The sequence below is a fragment of the Vibrio sp. CCB-PB317 genome (assembly GCF_022808245.1).
GTDB lineage: Bacteria > Pseudomonadota > Gammaproteobacteria > Enterobacterales > Vibrionaceae > Vibrio > Vibrio diabolicus.
In genome coordinates, this window is sequence record NZ_JALGNU010000002.1 from 1,340,358 (window position 1) to 1,361,466 (window position 21,109).

Here is a 21,109-nt window from a genome sequence, read left to right on the forward strand (position 1 = left end):
TTATCTAACTCTTTAATTAGTCATAAATTGCTTTCCACTCTTCATACTTCTCAGGTAAAAGATCCTTACTTCTGAATAACTGATGGAGTGTTTTTCGAATCAGGTCTTCTAACTGCGACGATAAGTGGGGTTCCCAGCTCGCGAGATTAAACGCATTTTGTACTTCCCACCCCTTCTCAAGATACGGCAAACACAACGGGTATAATCCAACAGACTGGTAAGCTGCTATCAATTGTAAATACAGCATGAACTGTCCACGCCCTGAGCCATCCAGCTCAAGTTTGCGGGCGAGTTCTGCGGCATATTCCCCTAGATTTTCTAGAGTGATATCCTCCACCAGCAATGAGTCTTCTTCAGCGATCACAACCGTCTGTACGACAGTTTGTGCTGCCGATGAAGTAGCATATTGAGTAGACAACCAACTCAATGTTGCTTCATCTGCAAATGGTATAGAATTCTTAAAAGAGAGGCGCTCTATGCCCTCCAGTGACTCAACAAACCGCTTTACTTCTTGTTTCACGGCAAGTGCTGCGTCATCAAAACCTAAGTTAGTAAGCATCAAATACACGAAATGGTGGCCTGTGAGCCAAAATGGCGCATCAGTTAGCGTGCGCTCCAAACGTTTAATCGTGTCGATGTCACTTTCCTGATTGGCTTTGTCGCGGTATTCCGCTTGTTGATCGGACGATACCGCCAAGCTCAATGGCGTTTGATCGTTTTGGTGGTCAGGTAGACCATCAATGTCATCCCAAGTCAGATGACGATAAATTCGGTAAGCCAGCGGATCACTTGGATTCGCATGAAGCATGACTTCCGCGACTTTTTTTAACGTGCGTTTTGAAGCCGTAGGCGATGAGAAATCTGTATCGACATCGACTTCTTTTGCTACGGATTTCTTAACTGGCGCAGGTTTAGGGGCCGGCGGAACCGTCTTCGCTGAAGCGGTTTGAACGTCGCTCTGTGCTGGCGTTTCTACCGCGGCAGGCTGCGTAGCTGGTGCCGCTTGTTCGATGGTAGCTATTGCGTCATCGCTCTGGTCATCGGCCGCTGCTTGTTGAGATAAAACATTGAGCTGCGTGCGAATCTCAAAGAAGTCAGCTTCGGAATCTTGGTAAACATCGTCGTACTGACGCTGCACTTCTTCAATCGCCGAAATACAGCCTGAAACTAATTCCCAAGATTGCGCACTGTCCGCAAGCTTAGTGCTCATCAATTTAAATTGATGGTTCAACCACTCCACCGCACCGTCTCTACCGCGTTTCCGTGACGGGTAAAGATCACTACCGAAGCAAGCTAACGCCTCATTAAGCAGTTTCAGACCTTGCTCAAAACCTTTGAGCCCGGATTCCTCGGCAAGCGCTCGTACTAAATAGCAAAGTGCTTTTAAATCTTTACTATGATGCTCGAGCACTTCCATCGCATTGGTTTTTACTACATTCCAGTCGACCGTTTCGCCAAATAGAGAACCGAACTTTTTTACCTCGGCTTCCATCATTTCATAGCAAAACTCGTAACGAGCATCGTTACCCGCAGGAGATTCATCAGAAATCGGTTTAAGAAGGTGATCAGTATCAATGTTGGACAAAATTCGCATCTCCTTCAGTCAAGTAGTCTCTCAATGCACGAGCTACGGCAATGGCACCATTTGCAGGCTTAGAAAACTGATGACTCTGATTAATCGCATCCGACGCCATGCTATCTAGAATTTTTGTGATTTCTGTAAATTTTCTTGGCGCATTTCGTTCTAAATCAGCAAGGGACTCATGCAATTTCTGTTTGTCGAAAATGGATTGCTCCATCACCGTACTAAACAAAATAAATTCGCTTCTTGCGATGATTAAGTCTGTTATTTTTTTTTCTAGTTCTGGCGTATTACCAAAGTAGTCTTTGGCTAATTCAGCTTCTTCAATCGCTTTGGTATAAAAGTGCGCTTCTGCATGTTTATCAATGGAGTCGTTAATATTTTCCATCACTCTCTTTGGTAAGATTTGGCTATAGAAATATGCCTGTGACTGGTTTAATAACCATGCCTCTTTCATTTCTTCTTCTGCGAGCTTAGCTTCACCGCTTAAAATTAAGTGAGCAATCTGCTTATCACGACTGCCAGCAATGGCAGATACTTTCATGGAATCAACAGAGGCGACATTCAAACCCGACATCACTTTAGTCAGTGTTTCGTCTGCATAGGGAAACAATGCACCATCACGAACGAGTTCCTCTCGCAACGTGACAAGCTCCTTGCGTAAATCCACTAGTGTCTGTGGTAGTCCATCAGCTAAAGCTTGGTAAGACTTCAACTGAGTCTGTTTTTCATTATATAAACCCGAAAGGCTTAGTTGCTGAACTCGATACGCTTCTCGGTAGGCTTCAGTCGTATCAACGCTCTGCTCAGTTTTTGCTAATACTTCTTTGATTTTCCATGGCGGCTCAGCCAAAAAAGAAGCAGTATCTGTGGGCGTGATTGTGTGACTTAAAGGTGTCGTTTCTTTGGCAAAAACAGCATCCAATGCATCCGAATTTTGCTGATACAAATAACTTCCTGTCATTGCCACCACACTCAACACTAAACTCGCCTCCAATAGTTTGAAGCGTCCGTACGCTGTTTTATCATTCGACTTACAGTGTGTAAGCAGAAGATCCGCATTACGCAAGCTACTGAAAATTGGTGCGTTAGAATTTGAGTGAATTGATTGCGTATCGATTCGTGCTAACTGCTGGGCGAAAGAAATAGCGGTATAGCCATGCCCTCTTGGTTTATTGATGACTTGTTTCAACAACTTCCAAATATGAGCCGGGATCAATGCAGGACGCTTTCGGTCTTTTAATTGTTTATTCCAAGTATCACCAAATATTGAACCCAAAAATAAATGTCCAGCGAGCAAAGCAAGGGAGTAAACATCATCTTGCGGTTCCGCGATGCCAGTTTCGATATAAAGAGGTGAAGCGTAGTTCAAGCTTGCTTCTGCGTAAGGTTCCGTTTCTCCAATATAACGAGCAGCACCGAAATCGATGAGTTTAACGTAATCGCCTTCACTCACTAGCACGTTGGATGGCTTAATATCAAGATGGCAGATGCCTCTTGTGTGCATAAACTCTAAGGCACCAGCGAGTTGATATACCAACCAAGCGATATGGTCGTGGCGGAAACCTTTAGAAGAGTGACGCTCCATCTTTTCTGCCAGTGATTCACCTTGGATCCACTCGTACATCAAATATGGGCGTTCGAATTCGTTGCCGATTTTTATGAAGTTAGCCACGCTAGGATGTTGGGAAAGCTCTAATCGACTCGCTTCGTTAACCAACATTTTACTCGCAAATTCTGGCGAATCATCATTGATAACTTTGCAACAGATCTGCTTTTCTGGCTGCCCTTTTTTTGCGAGATGATAAACGGTTGTTTTACCATTTTTAGAGGGAAGCTTGTCTAATACATCAAATTGTGAAAAAAGCACGTACTCAAGCTTTGGCTTATTTTTTTCTGCTAGCCTTTGCTCATTCAGTTTCTTTTTCTCAATAGCTTTCACAACCAACTGATCGATATATCCTTTGGCTGTACTCTGATTATTAGACACTTAGTACTCTTTCATAGAATAAATATTATTAGAGTTGAATAATATTTTCTTGAACATACTTGTATCAAGGCTAGTATTTAAAACAAACAGTAAGCCTATTATTTTAGTTATTATTACTAACTTATTAGAGTTTTTTACTTACGCTTTCACTGCATGAGTTATACGCTTTTTCATGTTACAAACGTAAACCTAATAATATGAGTGTATTTTCATTGCCATTTGATCGATGAGTGCCTACTAACATTGCAGCAACTGGAGAATCCCCTTGTCACCATGAAAGTCAAACATTAACAACGTGGTTGGTTGTCTAAAATGGCGATCTCTGACCGCAAAGGCGATTAAGGCTAGAGAAGAGCAACTGCCCAATGTGCCCCACAATTCGTTAATAAGCTGCGGTTGTTCTGGATTCGTGAACCGTTCTGCTTTAGCCCCCAGAGCAAAGCCGTAATCTTCCGTGTGCATGCGAAGGTTCGTCATATCGGAATACACTTCACCAAATAAATCGAGCTTTTTACTCGCACGTTGAACAAGTCGAAACATACCTCTTCGGTCTGAAGTATTTAATTCCGTATCAATATAGCCAAGTTGCGCTTGAGGCTTAAGTTTCAATGTCTCTATGGTATTTCTACGGCAAAGAATTAAACCTGCCCCACCCTCGCTCGGAATAACGCCCCATGGATTATTCGTACTCATTACCATCGCATCGTCGATGAGTGTTTGCATCGAATTCACCAAGGAATCGACACTGATACACATCATGGCATCGTATTTATCCAATGATTTCATGGCCTGGAGAACGAAACTAGGCCCACTGGCATGAACGGCATTCACCACAGAGACAAATTCAGCATAGTTACTTTCACCAAGCCATTCTTGCACCTTTACTAGTGAAATAGACGCAGGCACCGCTATAAGCAAAGGTATTGGTCTCAATGAACGTGGTAACTGCGCTAACAATGAATCAAGCAAGTGGGTTATTAACTCACACGTTTTCTCAAACTGCTCAATTTCTTTGGTGTATTCGATTTTTGCGTAAGTAAAACGCTCGATACCATCATCCCCTACACATTGGTCGAATCTTCCTAAATCAGCATACGAAACTGCACTAGCAATATCTAAATTCATACCGGTTGGCGTCATCACTTCCATACCTAGCACGTAACGGCCTGTTGAATTATGCATGCTCACTTACCTCTTCCAACTTAGTGATCGATGTCGACACCAACAAATGCTCTTTACCCTGACAAGGAAACGCAGCGGTGTAACTGATTGATATGGTTTTCTTTTCAGCATCCACGAATAAGGTGTACATCGCCATATCGGCTTGGTAGCTGTTGTCTTTGAACGTCGCGATTGCGCGATATTTCTCTTTAGGAATTCGGAATGAAAGCGTGTCATCATGGCAGAAGCCACTCATCATCAAACGCTCACCACCATGAAGAAAGCCTTTGCACTGTTGATCAATAGGCGCGCTTTGGAAGAAACGCTTATCAAAATCGAGTGGCAACATTGGCTTGCGATTCTCAATCCAATCGTCATCGAACGTGCCGGCCAGCTTCTGGCGCGCCTCAAAGAACGGAGGCACGGGCCCGAACCCCGCAACGCGTAGTTTTTTCGCGGCGGCACTCCAGTCCTCTCGGGGATAAAAAACCGAGGGTACTTTCTGTTCAAGCAATTCTTTGTTGGAATCGGCAACCCCACCGCCTATTCGGTTACGTAAATCACCGCCTACCGCGCAAGTGTAATCAATGTCTTTTTCAATAAATGGGATTGGATTACTCAGCGTGATACTGCCAGCATGCTCAACCCATACGCGTTCCCCGTGAATAGCGAGAGTCTTATCGATATGACCATCAATCAACACGCGACACTCTTGGTATGTCACTGGCTTTTTCGCGTAGCTGCGTGCTTTGCCGTAAACAAGTACATCTGTGTTTTCTTTGGTATACGCGAACTCGTGGTCAACTTTCATCGCAGAGAAGCCTTCTTCGCCCAAATATTGGGGATCATCGAAGATTTCACTTTCACCTAATTCGTGCCAAACCACACCATCGAATTGCCATGTGCGTTTGGCGACCACAACCCAGACTTCATCGCCGTTTTCGTCACGTTGAAAACGACCTTTAAGTGATAGCTCAGGGTGCGCCTCAATATCCCATAACTGCATTGCTATTCCTTAAGTTGAATCGTTCGCTCGCAGAAGGTGCGGCCTTTAAATTGTTAAAGTTCCAGTCTTGTTGATGAATCGGCATTGCCATATCCCAAGGCACGTAGGCTCTGGATTGAATACAGAGTTGACGCCATAGCCAATCGCGGAACAGCACATCAACGTTAGCATCTTGCATCGCAGCTAACGTAGACTCGAAGCTCAATACGTAACCCAAGCGGCTTGGTAGATTTTGGATATATTTTTCATCTTCCACCCACTCATTGAGAAGATCGACGATCTCTTCCCATTCATATTCGACACCAACATCTTGCGGAGTCAGAGGAAGAAGTTTTCCGTAGACGACATACAAGGCTTGAAGCCAAATTTCACCCTCAGCTTCCTCCAGACTTTCCAAGTGCTCGATGATTTGGGGTACCAGTTTCCAATCACCACCCAGCGCAAAATCAACAGGTGCTAATGAAGAAGAGATATCAAACGCCTCAAACTCTTTTAACTCAAGCAACTTGGCATAAGTGAGCACTTGCGCTGATGGTAATCCATTTGGTTCGATGCCAAAGCTCTGACGGAACCAAGTGCCTCTGTCACGTTTGGTAATCAAACGTTCAAATAGGTATTGTTCGCTGCCTGCATTGTCATTAAGCCAATCAATCCCCTCTTTTACGTCTTGTAAAGCGAGCAGTGGCAAAGCAACTTGAGAGCTAATAATGCTGGCTTTGTGCCAGCGCTTGATGAGAGAAACACTTAATGTTTGACGTACACGTAAGCATTCAAAGTAAAACGCACCGGATGTCGCATTACCCTCAATAAGCTCCGAAAGCGTGCTATCCATCGATTCAACCGGAGATTGTACGGCAACGACCATTGCAGTTTTAGCGTCAATATCTTCGAGCAAACTCAGTCCACACAAAAGGTTATCAAGATCAGAACCTAGCTCTCCTTGTAACATCAGCCAGATATAGATTTCTGGCTCTTTGCTTCTTAATTGATGGAGTAAGCCCGGCGCTAATCGATAAAACGATAAGTACACCTGCTTCAGTTCTTCAATTTGACGTTCAATAAGTTTGAGATACTCCAACTCACGGCTTGGATAACCCCTTTTGTGAATTTGAACTCGCTGCCTGATTAAAAACCCGATACTTTCAGAAGCAATGGACAGCTTTTCATTACAGAAATCCAGCCACGTTACTGGCAATTGGGAAAGGTCGTTCACAGCACGCTCAGCTTTTGCTAACGCGCCTTCGACTTCTTGATTGGTTATGGGTGCCTTTAGGTGCTCGACACCGATTCTTTGTCGCATCTAGTTATCCGTTATTAGCGTGCCATAACGCGATTGCAATTAGTTAACTCGAAGTAATTAGCTCACTCGGCGTGACTTGTTAACACAAAACCATTAGCTAACGCGAGGTAATTAGTTAATTGCGATCGTTCCGCCTTGAATTTTTTGTGCTTTTTCTGCTTGAGAAGTGACGTACTTCGCTTTAGTGGTAATTCGTCCATCGCGCCCGCTATAGCGAGTTTCTGTCTCACCACTTTTGACTACCAACTCTTGTTCTGTCTCGATAACCATCTTCTTCGCTCGCAATACAAACTCGTCAGAGTCATCCAGAATGGAGAAGAAAATGTCCGTCACAAGAGGCAAGCTTAAGTCGTCGTTCAAAAACTCAACTCGACAACTTAATCGATTATCGATAGCCATTTGCAGTTCAGAACGACGAAAGCCACGTCCTAGTCTCGCAGTGAGTGGCTGCTTAAATGGGTTACCATCAAAATCAACTCGCACACTGCCCGTAGACTCATTGATAGCCACTATTATTCCAAAACGCGAAAAGCAAGCCGTTGATTCGGCTTGCTGCTCTGATATTACTTCTGTTGTAAGAGGTTGTTTTTCCATTGTTAGTTAACCACTACGTTGCCACCTTTCACGACGACTTTGTCACTGCCTTCGATCGTAATAGCCGAGCCTGATAACTTTATTGAACCATCACTGTTCATCACTAAAGAGGAACCACCCGTTTTCAATACAATCTTGTCGCCACTGATAATTTGCGTTGCACCATCAGCTTTATAAGCGGTGTTACCTTTCACTGATACCGTTAAATTGCCACCAACCGTCTGGTTATCATCCGCACCAATATCTGAACTCTTAGACGCACCGATAGTAAGGTTACTGTTTTCGCCAATATCTAAGTCATCATTTTTACCGATCTTAGTCGTACGGTTATCACCAATTTCTAAGTCAGAATTGTTTTTCACATACTGGGCTTCGTTCGCGTTGTATGTGACGGTAACGTCTTGCTCGACTGTCTCGGTAAACGTACTGTTTACTTGTGTCGTTTTATGCCCATGAATGGTTTCTTTATGGTCACCATGAACTTCATTCGTTTGGTGACGTGCAACCTTCAAGAATTCATCTTGACCGATATCACGGTAACGGTTGTTGAGCACCTTGGTCGACATGTCTTTTTGAGCGTGAATATAGACTTCTTCTTGGTTCGCTTCGTCTTCAAAACTCAACTCGTTGTAACCTGTTCCTTTGTGCGTTTGCGTGCGGAACGTGGTACGAGTTTTGTTTTCTGGCAAAGAGTAAGGTGGGAAATGCAAACCGTTGTAAACTGCGCCCGTAACTAACGGACGATCTGGATCCCCCTCAAGGAAAGTTACTACGACTTCGTGGCCAATACGCGGCAAATAAACTGCGCCCCATGTTGGCGCCGCCATGGATTGGCTTACACGAATCCAACAGCTTGAATGCTCGTTGTTATCACCGTAGCGATCCCAATGGAACTGTACTTTCACTCGACCAAGCTTGTCGGTGTAAATCTCTTCACCTTCTGGTCCTACAACGACCGCCGTTTGAGGGCCATCCACTACTGGTGCCGCTAGTTTAGGCGCTTTAAACACCACATCACGTGGAATACACGAGAACTGGTTGTAGTAAGTCGTTGGCATACCACTCGCTTCATCTTCATGCACTTGCGGATCTTGACCTGTGTGCATTACAGACAACATGAGGTAATCGCGGTTAATCTCAGAACGCGGGTGGTCACTGACGTTAAAGCTGTAACCAGATGCTAAGCGCATTACGTCACTGGTTGCTTCCACTTGTTGATTATCGACAATGTGCTCAGACATCCATTCCGTGGTTCTCACCTGACCCATCAGCGGGTCAACGTATCGTCCAGGATAATCAAACTGCTTGAGATCTTGGTCGAGCTCGCCAGCCTGTGTCATCTCTTGTGGAATTTTAGGGTGTTCGTAGTTGTAATCTGTGTACGTAACCTGTCCCGTTCTAACGCGGTTAACTAACTCGAGATCAGAGATATGTTCGCGATCGGCAACACCGCCACCATCGGCATGATAAACAATCGGCCCAATGTATGAAGCATTTAGTGGCGAGCTTATCAAAGGCGCAATCGCGTCATTACTGTCGACAATGACCATCGTATGATTCGAATCGCTATGGTCAAAGTAATACCACATACCGTGTTCAGCCATCATACGCTGCACGAAGTGCAAGTCAGACTCACGGTATTGCAGAACGTATTCTTTTGGAGGATAAGTACCCGACACTTCAAATCGGTAATCGGTGACTGCCCCATCATCGAGTACTTCTGTGATGATGTCTTGCGCTGATTTCTGCTGGAAAATACGACAATCTTGGCGCTGAGATAAGAACCAAGCTTGAGGAACCAAGACTAATTGATAACGAGAAAAACGACGTCCAGTCCCTAAGTAACGAACTTCATTCACCACGCCGTTGAACACACGCGCAGCCCCAACACCTTGTCCGTAAAGTGTCAATGTTCCTGCTTTACGTATTAACTCATCGAACGAGATATCTGGATCAAGTGAAAGTAATGAGAGATTGATGTGGAAAGGCTTAGATAACTCTTCATGAACATGAAAGCTCTCAACCCGAAATTCATGCCCACATCCAGGCACTTCAAATTTAAATTCTACGTCATTCACCATATCTTTTACCTGATACAAATAATCGAATTAGGGCCAACAATCGTTGGCCCTGAATCTTTACGCGATGAGCAATTAAGCTTCGCGTGGAGCACGCCAGTCGTCGTTACCCGCAGTACCACAGTTTTCGTGAGTTACTTCGATCGCACGGTAAGTGAACTTAAGCACTTCTTCTGTCACGCGGTCAGCTGTTGCTGCGTCTTGACAGTGGTTCATACGAGTTTGGATATCGACAAGTAGCGCATCAATCAATTTGATTGAGTAGTAGTGCTCTTGTTTACCTTGAACTGAAGTACGGTAGAAGCGGATCACACACTCAGGAAGTTTTTCGCCAGATACTAGTGCGTTGAATAGTAGTGGAGATGAGCGATCTTGAACTTTAGTTACAACAAGTGGACGGTGTACACGTTGACCAGTTGGCTGACCACTTTGTGGATCACGTGGAACAGTTAGCACGTGATCAAGTTCTTGTACTAGGAACTCATCAACGTGAGCTTCTTGCCATGTGTTACCTACTGAATCTGCAGAGTAAGTATCTTTAGTAATATGGCCTTGAGTCTCACCTTGGATAGACATATATGCTGGAGTTGGCATCGCTATTTCCTTTTCTAAAATCTGTTTTGTTTAAATCACCAAATCGCTTATCACCGCGACTACTTGGTATAATCAAAGTCCATGCCAACTTTAAAAAACGAATAAAAACAACAACTTAAATAAAAAGACATTATTCACTAATATCTTGAGTACAATTTATTGGATAAAAAACCAAAAAGTTGGATTAAGATAATAATAAATTGTTCTAACTTTAAAAAGTGAAAATAACCATATAAAACTGTGTAAATAAAGTCATTAAAACTAATAAATCCGACACTTTTACTATCAATTAATTTAGAATAACAACACCATTAAAATAACCACAAACATTAATGTCACAATAATCATTAAAAATAACCAACAAACGATAGTCAAAATATCTTGATAAAAAAAGAACGCAATCACTTTTAGTATAATAGCCGCTACCTCTTTTCCTCTAAAGAATAAAATGGCTATGATAAATATAAACCTTTCTTCATTAATTCAGCGTCTACACCCGATTGCAAAAGTAGCATTAGAAGACGCCGCTGCACTTGCAGTCTCTGAAAAAGCAAACGAAGTTCAAATTGAGCATTATTTACTGAGTCTATTAGAAAGGCCAAATAGTGATTTTGACGTCTTATTAAGTCATTTTGATTGTTCTGAGAACTTATTAAGACAATCGGTTCGATCCACGCTCGACACCAACGCCAAAGGAAATGGCAGCAAACCTGTTTTTTCTGCTTTATTAATCGAATGGTTGCAAGAAAGCTGGCTGGTTTCTTCTTTAGATCTATCCGAAACACAAATCCGCTCTGGCGCCCTACTCCTTACTCTTGTTAGCAACCCTCTCCGTTACGGCCAACATGGTTACGCCTCTATCCTTGAAGCGGTAAACCCTGACAGCCTTAAGCGTAACTTTGCAGAGCTAACAAGCCACTCTATTGAGGCGCAAGTCGCGACTTCAGAGAAAACACAAGCTCGTGAAGATGGTTCAGCACTGAGCAAGTTCACAACCGACTTCACTGGTAAAGCACGCAAAGGCGAAATCGACCCTGTTTTCTGCCGCGACCAAGAAATCCGCCAAATCGTGGACATTCTTGCTCGTCGCCGTAAAAACAACCCTATTGCTGTTGGTGAACCGGGCGTTGGTAAAACCGCAGTAGTAGAAGGTTTGGCACTTAAGATTGTACAAGGTGACGTACCAGACAACCTCAAAGGTGTTGAGCTTTACGGCCTGGACATGGGTCTTCTGCAAGCTGGTGCAAGCGTAAAAGGCGAATTCGAAAAACGCCTAAACGCGGTATTGGATGAAGTGAAAAACTCACCAACTCCAATCATTCTATTCATCGATGAAGCACACACCCTTGTTGGTGGTGGTAACCAAGCGGGCGGCAGCGACGCGGCAAACTTGTTAAAACCTGCTCTAGCACGTGGTGAAGTCAAAACCATCGCTGCGACAACATGGTCGGAATACAAGAAGTACTTCGAGAAAGATCCTGCCCTTGCGCGTCGTTTCCAATTGGTGAAACTCGACGAACCGTCTCCTGAACAAGCAGCATTGATCATTCGTGGTCTGCGCCCTGCATACGAGAAGTCACACAACGTTTACGTGCGTGATGACGCCATCACTGCTGCGGCAACGCTTTCTGCTCGTTACATCTCTGGTCGTCAACTACCAGACAAAGCGATCGATGTACTAGATACGGCGTGTGCACGAGTGAACATCAGCCTTAATGCTATTCCTGCTTCTGTAGAGACCCTGCAACAAGAACTTGCAGCTCAACAGCGCGAGCTTGAAGCACTTGAGCGTGATGCTCTGCAGCAAACTGGCGACAAGCACAGCCTTGCTAACATTCCAGACCTAAAACTGGCAATGGAAACAACGAAAGAAGAGCTAGCAGAACAAGAAGCGCAATGGCACAAAGAAAAAGAGCAGATCCAAGAGATGATTGCTCTACGCTCTCGCTTGCATGAACTGGTCTTTGGCGAAACAAATGAAGAGGAGCTTGTTGCAGAAGAAGATTCAGAACAAGAGCAAGACGTTTCTCCATATGCAGAAATGGATGAAGAAGCCGTTCGCATTGCAATTTCGGCCTGCCAAGAACAGCTAGATGCAATCCGCAATGGCAACCCACTAGTTCACTTTGAAGTGGGCCCAGATGAAGTCAGCCACGTGATCTCGGACTGGACTGGTATTCCTATGGGTAAGATGCTTCAAGACGAAGCAGAAACCACGCTAAAACTGAAAGAAAGCCTAACACAAAATATCAAAGGCCAAGAATACGCTATCGATGCACTGTCTGAAGGCATTCAAACCGCAAAAGCCGGCCTAGGTAACCCAGACGCACCGACAGGCGTATTCCTGCTGGTTGGCCCAAGTGGTGTGGGTAAAACCGAGACAGCTCGTGCGATTGCTGATCAAATGTTTGGTGGTGAGCGCTTTATGACGACCATTAACATGTCTGAGTTCCAAGAGAAGCACACCGTATCTCGCCTAATTGGTTCACCTCCGGGTTACGTAGGTTACGGTGAAGGCGGCATGCTGACAGAAGCAGTTCGTCAACGTCCATATTCTGTTGTTCTTCTTGATGAAGTGGAAAAAGCCGACCCTGAAGTGTTGAACCTGTTCTACCAAGTGTTCGACAAAGGCACGCTGAACGACGGCGAAGGTCGCACCATCGACTTCAAGAACACGCTGATCATCATGACCAGTAACCTTGCAACGCATGAGATCGAATCTTTGGTTCATCAATCAAAAGATATCGATGCAAACATCATCGCAGAAGCTATTCGCCCTACTTTGAACCAACACTTCAAACCGGCGCTATTGGCACGTATGTCTGTGCTTCCGTTTGTTCCGCTGTCTGATGAAGCAATGACAGAAATTATTCACCACAAGCTGAACAAAGTTTCTCAGCGTCTACAGAGCCATCACAAGTTGTCGCTAAGCTACGAAGAAAGCTTGGTTAAGTTCGTACTAGGTAACTGTCGCCTTGCTGAAACAGGCGCGCGTAATATCGACGCGGTCATCAACCGTCAGTTGCTGCCGCAACTATCGACTCAGCTATTAGTGCATGACAAGGATGATTCACATACGCAAATCGAAGTGTCTGTCGATGAGCAAGGAACACTAACCTATGCGTTCAGCTAACCATAGCGAACTTAGTAACGCCCTACTTGCGATCAGTCAGTCTTTGGCTGATCGCAGCCAGCTTACCCAAACGTTGGATGCTGTGTTGACCGCTGCGAGACAAATGACCCTCGCAAAGCACGGCATCATTTATGTTTTGGACCAGACTGGCCAGGCGTTGATTCCAAGTACCGCTCACCATAACGATAAAACAATCGTTTCCCACCCTTGGGAAGCGTTGCAGTTAGACTCAGCCAGTGAAAACGACCCATTTAACTTTGCCATTCGTAATGGTGAAGTGGTGTTGATTAACGAGTTGTATAAGTACAACGGCTATGACTGCGAAAGCATCTATCAAACTGAGCAGACACTGGGATTAAAAAGCGAGAACTTACTGGCTTGGCCTTTGATTGATAGCGAAAGCAAAACCATTGGGCTGTTAGTCTTACTCGATTTGAACGTCATCGACAACGAGGCAGCCTTGACGGAGTTTTGTCGAATGGCCGCGAGTAATATTCGCCAAGCTGTGTGGTTAGAGCAATACGGGCAAGTAATAAAAAATCTCAATGCCGACAATCAAGCCCTAGTGCGCGAGAACACTCAGCTCAAAAAACGTACCCAGAAAGCCTATCAAGGTCCTATTGCAGAGAGCGAAGAAATGCTCAATGTCTTGAATCGTCTTGATAAGGTGCTATCTCTTCCTGTCGACGTTCTGTTGCGTGGTGAAACGGGCGCTGGTAAAGAGGTGATCGCGAAATACATTCACGAAAACTCTAATCGTTCAGAACAGCCTTTGATCGTTCAGAACTGTGCGGCTATTCCAGAGCAGTTATTGGAATCTGAGCTTTTTGGGCATAAGAAAGGTTCATTTACGGGCGCAGACAAAGACAAAGTCGGTTTGTTTGAAGCAGCCAACGGCGGCACGCTTTTCCTAGATGAAATTGGCGATATGCCAATGCTACTGCAGGCAAAGTTACTGCGTGTACTGCAAGAACGCAAAGTTCGCCCTATCGGTACCAGCAAAGAGATTGAGGTGGACGTTCGCGTTATCGCCGCAACCCACTGTAATCTTATGCAGCAAATCAAAGATGGCGGATTCCGTGCCGATTTGTTCTATCGTTTGAATGTGTTCCCTATTACATTACCACCATTGAGAGCTCGCAAGTCAGACATTATTCCCCTTGCTGAGCATTTCGTGCAACACACGACTAACACGCTAGGTTTGCCGCAAGCGCCAGGGTTAAGTGCCAATGTACGTAAACAGCTCCTTGCCTATCAATACCCAGGTAACGTGCGTGAGCTTAAGAACATCATTGAGCGCTCGGTGCTACTGTCCGATTTTGAAACCATTACTCACATTGAGTTTGGCGAACAAATCCCAGAAAGTGTGCCAAGTATCGACATGAAAGCAGCTTCACCTACCCCAGAGCAACCTGCTTACGAGCAGCAGGCACAAGCGGATTTAGAAGACGCTTCAAAGAGTCTTAAGGACGTTGTCAGCCAATACGAGCGTACAGTGATCATCGATTGCTTAAATGCGTGTAATTGGCACACCAAGAAGGCCGCTGAACAATTGGCACTTCCAATGAGCACTCTCAACCATAAGATGAAGAAATACGACATTTCTGCAGCTGGTTAAGCGAGAAGCGAGAAGCGAGAAGCGAGAAGCGAGAAGCGAGAAGCGAGAAGCGAGAAGCGAGAAAACTTTACTTCAGTTTCCGTTGGTAAGAGAAGAAAAACCGCCCGAAGGCGGTTTTTTTGCATCTAGGAAGGGTTATCAAGTGACTTTTCCAAGGACTTGGGTGCTTGAGTTACCGCAGGTTGTTTCTCAATCCAATTTTTCAACCATTTCTTGCGTTGAGATTCATTGTACTGCTTCCAAGTTTCAGCCGCAGACTTGTCTACGCCTTCCTCTGTCGACTCTTTCTCAATTAGCCAAGGCATATCACTAAAGAAATTACCTGCCAAAGCACTATCCGCATTTAAAGAAGGAATAGAAATTACAGCATCACGACCAATATCATAGTCATCAACTCCATTTAATCCGACTTGTTTTAGATGAGCAACCGAAAGCTCCAAGTTCGCTTTACCACCAATTACACCACCAAACGGTCTTAGGCCTTTTAACCTAACTCCCGTTGGTGCAACATATTCCAAGTTAAACCTCATGCAGTACATCGTATAGCTTTTGCTCTTAGATAGCTCATTCTCTTTAGTGAGGCTGCTTACTGCTTCACCTATAAACTCACTCATGGCATCAACTTGTTCTCGATGGTTTTCTGAAATAGATTCAGTAAACATCCACTCTTCGTTTTTATGAACAAACTCACCAATATGATACATATCGGTGAAGTAAAGAGGACCTTTAACTGGCTTACCATCATTTCCGTCGAGCGCCAGTTGAATACACATATTCACTGCTTCCCACGACATACCCAAACGTTCATAAAGTGCTTTTTCATGACTTTCACCCAAAATCAGTACATAAATACTGGCAGGATCGTCTTTCTTTTTGTTTCCCCATGAGAAACCATCACGCCAGATATTATCAGCCGATTGGTACCATTTTCTTTCACTGAAAAAGTTCAAACCAGACGCTTTGGTGTCTATAGCCACCACTTGCTGTTTAATGCCATGAAGTATAGGGATGGTATTTTTGTCTCCCTCACTTGCCATTAAGGTAAAGCTCTCTACCATAAGGTCCTGTTCACGTAGACGCAGTTGCTGCTCTCCCAAATAGGTATCAAGCAAAACCAGTCTAGTTTCTGTACTTAAAGCGCCAATTTGCAACTCATCTTCGGCATCATCAAACTTCTGCCCCAGACTGTACTCTTGTGGTAAGTAAAAACTATGTTGCCCTTGATTCGTTCTAATTCCCAAGCAGTAACGCATATTTTGGAAGCCTCCGCCTTTTACATAGCGCTTAAAGGAATCCGCTTCTGCAAAATAGTCGCTTGGCTGACCCGATATCGCTGCTCCGGAAACTGCCATACTGAACATTGCATCAGAGAATATTAGCTTTGCTTTAGAGGTCATTGGTTTCATACCGTCGATCATCACATCACCGAAGCGGAATGAGGGAATATGCTCAATAGCAATCAACGTAGCGCCGTCATCAATCCCCTGTTGCTTGTAAAAAGCACTTATTCGCCCATCAGGATCAGCTTTGAAGTCACTAACCTTCATTGGCAACATCCAGTCACTGAAAGCTGGGCCTTTAATATTTTCGAGCCCGTCGACGCGATCGTAGCCAATAGTAACTGGTTTCGCATACTTGTTTTCTTTTTTAAGTACCAACTGCACTTTCACTTTATCGTATGGACCTAGACGACTGTTGCTAGATTGCTGAATCCAACTATCGTATGACATCCATTCCGGTTCATCACTTTCAGCATAGCGAGCTGACTGAACTAGTATTCGACAATAGCCGATTTCATCTTTCTTTAACTCACTTCCCTGCGGGTTAAATGACTCGGTAAAGTTATCAAACATCGTTTCATTTGGATGTTCAAACAACATAGTTTGTATCGGGAAGATTTGATTAAATGCACCTGCCGCTTTAAGGCTATCCCTGTTTTCGGTTATAGAGAGATGAGAAACTTTGCTATTAGTTGTTATTGGAGCAGGCCAATGCTGTGCACCTTGTGGCATATTTGTCGATAATTCGATGTAGTACTCGTTATCACAACGGTTCTTCCAGTTAGCCGCTAAGGTGTTTCCTTTGATCGTATGTACAGACCAATCATCGCTCAAAATGTAATTCTCAATGTATTCCTTCACCTTGTAACGCTCAACCAAAAACCTAAACGAGATATTAGAATTCCGTTTGGTTTGAGATCCTAGGTCAGCAAGTAATAACACTAAGCCATTAATAGCAAGCGCTCGTAGTTGGTAGCGTTTTAACACCTCCTTACGAACTTCTTCGCTCTCAAGGTGAGTAATGAGTTCCTGATAAGACCTACATTCAATACCTACATCTACCTTACTGCGTCGCAAATCGTTAAGTAACTCGATATGTATTTTTGCTAGCCTTTCAAGCTCACTGACAACCTCATGGCTTTGCTTTAACTCTTCTAGGAAGGAGTCCAACATTAAACTATCAATCACTTTCACCGCAGATATTGCTGTCTTTGACCCCTCTATGGCAAGCATAAACCCTCTTGCCGCAGGAGCTATAGCAGGAATATAGGAAGCGACGTCAACGACACTGTCAAAAATCGCCATTCGCAGTGCGACTTCTGCTTTATCTTGCGCAACCATCTCAGCTTCTAGAGCAAGCCTAGAGCGTTCCATTGCATGCGAGCCATAGCGACTGGGATGAAAGAATATGTTCAGGGATTGCAGGTAAATACGGATTACAACCCGACGGTTTTGTCTTAGATTAGGGTTGTTGCGGTCGACTTTTTCACCTTGTTTGGGAACATAGACAGGTTTACTTTCACCAAAAGCGGCTACCGAAACACGACCTTCAAAAACAGGGAACTCCTTCATGAGCAGTTTTTTCGCATATTCTGCGCGCTCTGCCGAGACCTGCATATTTGCTTTCTCGGTACCGACTTGGCAAGCATGCCCTTCTATCTCTACTCTAAGGTTTGGCTCATTCTCTAAAACGTTGGCAAGAGAAGCAGCAAGCTGTTTAAATATAGATGCATGATCCTTTAACTCTTTTTCACGCGAGTTAAAGGCAAATTCTATTTTTATTCCTGCGCCTCTAGAGCTATTTACGAGAATGGCGTCAATCTGATTGCCAGATTGATCACGCGCATCTTTTAAAGCCTGTTCTAGTTTTTCTTCCTGGATATGGTTAGCTGTCTTCCAAACTGGAATTTGAGCAAGGTAGTCTTTTGTAACTTCTTCTGTTCCTTGCTCTGCTTTATCAACCTTTTTATTTTGATTAACCAGCTGTTTAGCTTTTTTATACAAACTAAGTGCTGTCAATCCCGTTCCGAAGCCATTAAAACCAACGGTTTTACCACCAGAAAGCCAAGCTTCCGCAACTCGCCCGGCAACCACACGTCGGTTACCCAGACGTGATTCTAAAGAAAGTGCTAGTGCGCTTGCCCGAGCTTCATTGGTGTTAAAAACCTTATCGTGAAATAGCGCCTTCCAACCAATACCCGCGATAGCTGGATTGTGGAGTTCCTGCAATTTATCAAGCGCTTCTTTCGTACTGTAAATACCGTAATACAATTCGCCCGCCGCTTTCATCGCAGGCGGCATCTCGGACTTAACTGCATCCCAATACAGTTTCGAGACGTTATTAAACACCGCTTGGCGGCCATCACGGTCTAAAGTGTCTTGCAAGCTACCGCTCAGCAGCCCTGCTCCTAGCTGAGCAGACACATCTCGGATATTCTTGAGTAACGCAATACTTCTTGAAGCTGGCGTATTGGCAGTTGCACCTTGTACATTACCGTGAAGGTAATGTTTCATATTTCCAAAGTACTGAGGGTATTGATAAATCAAGGATTCCTCAAGGGAGATCATATCGCCACTGACAATAGCAAATTTCCCTAACGGAGTGCTTGAAGAAAAGGTAATCTGTTCACGTAGCTCGTAAGTGTAGACTGTATCTAAGCCTTCAGAAAATTGCTGAATATGAGCGTCTTTAATGAACTGTGGAACGCCATTTTTCATCTGGCTTGGAATAAATTCAACACGGATACTGTATAAGCCTTCTTTAAAATCAGCAGGATCAACGTGAAACATCGCGCATGGGTATTGCTTAGCATTTTCTTCTGAATGCTCATCTTCAGGTAATGCTGCTTGTACTGAAGAACCTATTGTTTTGTATTCCCCACCTTCTTTGGTTGAGTCAAATTTTTGCAAAGTAACCGTCGCACTTTCATAACCTTGATCAGAAAAAACTACAGCGCAACTCGCCACAACAGGTAAAACGAAGCCTTTTAGTGTCTCTCCCGATTCACTTACATCTTCATACCACTTGTTATATTCTGCCTGTTCTTCGCTGAGCCCCCCGTTCGCAGCTGGTTCGTAAGGCTTAGCCAATTGTTCAATGCTGATCTCTGTCAAGGTCAGTTTTGCTTCGCTGTTTTCCAACTGGCTACTCAACTCTGCAACTTTTGTAGCTAACTCTTTGGGGTTTAACTCAGAAAGTGAAGCTATTAAAGGCAAGGGCGGAAAGCGGAAAGTGAAGGTCTGCTCACCCTCTTTGGGTAGATCCCTACCTAAAGCATGAATTGTGTGCTCTGGTGTCAGAACCTCAAAAGTCCCATATTGATCGGGCTTTCCATTACCCAGTGAACATAACTTAAATTTATGGTCGGTAGCCCAAAGCTTAGGCCTATCGCTATCGGTGACGTTAAGCATCGGCACTTTCGCTAAAGGGCGAAGATTAGTCACGTCTTTATTTTTAAGCAAGCTAGGCTCTTCGTGCCAAGTTGGATAGACGTTTTTTCTACCCTCCTGAGTAGCAGGAAAATAAGCACCAAACAAATAGTAATTGGCACGCAAAGGTATCGCGTTACAGGTATCATGAGTGCTCACAGTTCATCCCCTTTAACAAAATCACCATTGTTGGCAAAGGCATTGTAAAGAGAAGAATTACTGGCACTGTGGCCCGTCCCTATTTGCTCCCATTTTAAATAAGAACCAAATTCTTTATTTTCTTTTAGTTTACTGAGGATGGCCCGTGCCGCTCCATCCCGAGCATAATTCGCATCTTTACTCAAAATCTCAAAATAGCGCAGTTTACCTACCGCTCGCGGTACGATTTCTTCTGATTGGAAGGTTCTACTTTGGGTATCAATAAGATAACGGTGCGTTCTAGTTTCGGCCCAAGAATAGCGCCCCGTTGGGCTAATTGATTTCTTACGAAAACGGGCTTCATCTGCAGAACGTGAACTATCCGGCACTATCGAGTAAAGCTCCTTTCCCGTGCGCTCATCAAAGACACCAACCCCATATTCATCGACCATATAACGCTTGCCATCATAAATCACGGAGTACTCATTAAACTCTGTGTCTACTTGCTGTTTGTCGCCTGTCGCTAAGGTGTACTTCCAGTCTTTAAACTTGTCTACGTAGTAAAGATAGCTGCTGTCTTCTGCCCATAGAAACTCTGGGTAGCCACGTGAACGACCTAGTTCAATATACTCACCCGTCTTAAGATCTTTAATTACTTTAAACATCCCTTCTGAGGCCGAATAGGCCAAAGCCAAGTAGCGATTATTTGGAGAGACACGCATTAGACGAACTTTGCCAACAAACTCATCTGCGACCAGACGTAAGTCTGTCCCATCCGTTTTGATACTCCACACTTTATCCCTTTGATCATAGTGGTCTTTCGCTTCATTTCGGGCGTTATCCCAACGAAACACTACACGTGGTAAATCATAAGAGCCTTCATTGGTGAGATCTTCACGTGGCCATTCTTTAGCTTTAAAAATAAAGTGTTTAGGTTTACCCGTCTCTTTGTCATAAATAACGTAATTGTTTTCTGTGATATAAACACGACCATCTTCCCACTGTTGAGCATTTTTTTCTGCGATTCGGTCTTGAACCGTCTGAGGTTTTGGCGCGTGTTGTTCAGGTTCCTTGGCCGATTCTTGATTACAGCCAGATAAGACCGCTAAAGTAATCAAGCATAATGTATGACGTAGATTCATCTTATATTCTCTTCGTTATCTTTCTCGATCGCGTTTAATGGTGTGACAACGCAACCCGAATAAG

The 21,109-nt window shown here is 44.2% G+C and carries 12 protein-coding genes; 2 read left to right on the top strand and 10 right to left on the bottom strand.

Features of this window, described 5'->3' with window-relative positions; translation table 11 throughout:
* Positions 1-16: 16 nt before the first annotated feature.
* The 8 genes from tssA to MTR11_RS15105 form a co-directional block, all read right to left on the bottom strand.
* Positions 17-1,585: a type VI secretion system protein TssA gene (gene tssA / locus MTR11_RS15070; RefSeq protein WP_243327967.1), complete on the bottom strand. Its 1,569-nt coding sequence runs from the start codon at positions 1,583-1,585 to the stop codon at positions 17-19.
* On the bottom strand, positions 1,572-3,572 hold the full coding sequence (locus MTR11_RS15075; protein WP_243327968.1) for a serine/threonine protein kinase: 2,001 nt from the start codon (positions 3,570-3,572) through the stop codon (positions 1,572-1,574). The genes tssA and MTR11_RS15075 overlap by 14 nt, the downstream gene beginning before the upstream one ends.
* A gap of 237 nt (positions 3,573-3,809) precedes the next feature.
* Positions 3,810-4,754: a hypothetical protein gene (locus MTR11_RS15080; protein WP_243327969.1), complete on the bottom strand. Its 945-nt coding sequence runs from the start codon at positions 4,752-4,754 to the stop codon at positions 3,810-3,812.
* The gene (locus MTR11_RS15085) at positions 4,747-5,739 is read right to left on the bottom strand and encodes a DUF2169 domain-containing protein (protein ID WP_243327970.1); all 993 of its coding nucleotides are present in this window, start codon (positions 5,737-5,739) and stop codon (positions 4,747-4,749) included. The genes MTR11_RS15080 and MTR11_RS15085 overlap by 8 nt, the downstream gene beginning before the upstream one ends.
* The gene (locus tag MTR11_RS15090) at positions 5,720-7,039 is read right to left on the bottom strand and encodes a hypothetical protein (protein WP_243327971.1); all 1,320 of its coding nucleotides are present in this window, start codon (positions 7,037-7,039) and stop codon (positions 5,720-5,722) included. The genes MTR11_RS15085 and MTR11_RS15090 overlap by 20 nt, the downstream gene beginning before the upstream one ends.
* 111 nt (positions 7,040-7,150) lie before the next feature.
* On the bottom strand, positions 7,151-7,633 hold the full coding sequence (locus tag MTR11_RS15095; RefSeq protein WP_064376245.1) for a hypothetical protein: 483 nt from the start codon (positions 7,631-7,633) through the stop codon (positions 7,151-7,153).
* 2 nt (positions 7,634-7,635) lie between these two features.
* The gene (gene tssI, locus MTR11_RS15100; protein WP_005373412.1) at positions 7,636-9,714 is read right to left on the bottom strand and encodes a type VI secretion system tip protein VgrG; all 2,079 of its coding nucleotides are present in this window, start codon (positions 9,712-9,714) and stop codon (positions 7,636-7,638) included.
* Positions 9,715-9,786: 72 nt separating this feature from the next.
* Entirely contained in the window at positions 9,787-10,305 is a 519-nt protein-coding gene (locus MTR11_RS15105; RefSeq protein WP_005373415.1) for an Hcp family type VI secretion system effector, read from the bottom strand.
* A gap of 454 nt (positions 10,306-10,759) precedes the next feature.
* Here MTR11_RS15105 and tssH point away from each other — a divergent pair, with 454 nt between their 5' ends.
* Both tssH and MTR11_RS15115 read left to right on the top strand, forming a co-directional pair.
* On the top strand, positions 10,760-13,438 hold the full coding sequence (gene tssH, locus MTR11_RS15110; RefSeq protein ID WP_243327972.1) for a type VI secretion system ATPase TssH: 2,679 nt from the start codon (positions 10,760-10,762) through the stop codon (positions 13,436-13,438).
* Positions 13,425-15,056 carry a sigma-54-dependent Fis family transcriptional regulator gene (locus MTR11_RS15115; RefSeq protein ID WP_243327973.1) on the top strand — a complete coding sequence of 544 codons (1,632 nt, stop codon included), beginning with the start codon at positions 13,425-13,427 and terminating at the stop codon, positions 15,054-15,056. The genes tssH and MTR11_RS15115 overlap by 14 nt, the downstream gene beginning before the upstream one ends.
* Positions 15,057-15,181: 125 nt before the next feature.
* Here the strand turns inward: MTR11_RS15115 and MTR11_RS15120 are convergent, their stop codons facing one another.
* Together MTR11_RS15120 and MTR11_RS15125 are read right to left on the bottom strand one after the other, a co-directional pair.
* Positions 15,182-19,924, bottom strand: a complete 4,743-nt coding sequence (locus MTR11_RS15120) for an OmpA family protein (protein ID WP_243327974.1) — start codon at positions 19,922-19,924, stop codon at positions 15,182-15,184.
* Positions 19,921-21,045, bottom strand: coding sequence for a Tricorn protease domain-containing protein (locus tag MTR11_RS15125; protein ID WP_151515697.1), 1,125 nt, complete (start codon positions 21,043-21,045; stop codon positions 19,921-19,923). Before MTR11_RS15125 ends, MTR11_RS15120 begins: the two co-directional genes overlap by 4 nt.
* Positions 21,046-21,109 lie beyond the last annotated feature (64 nt).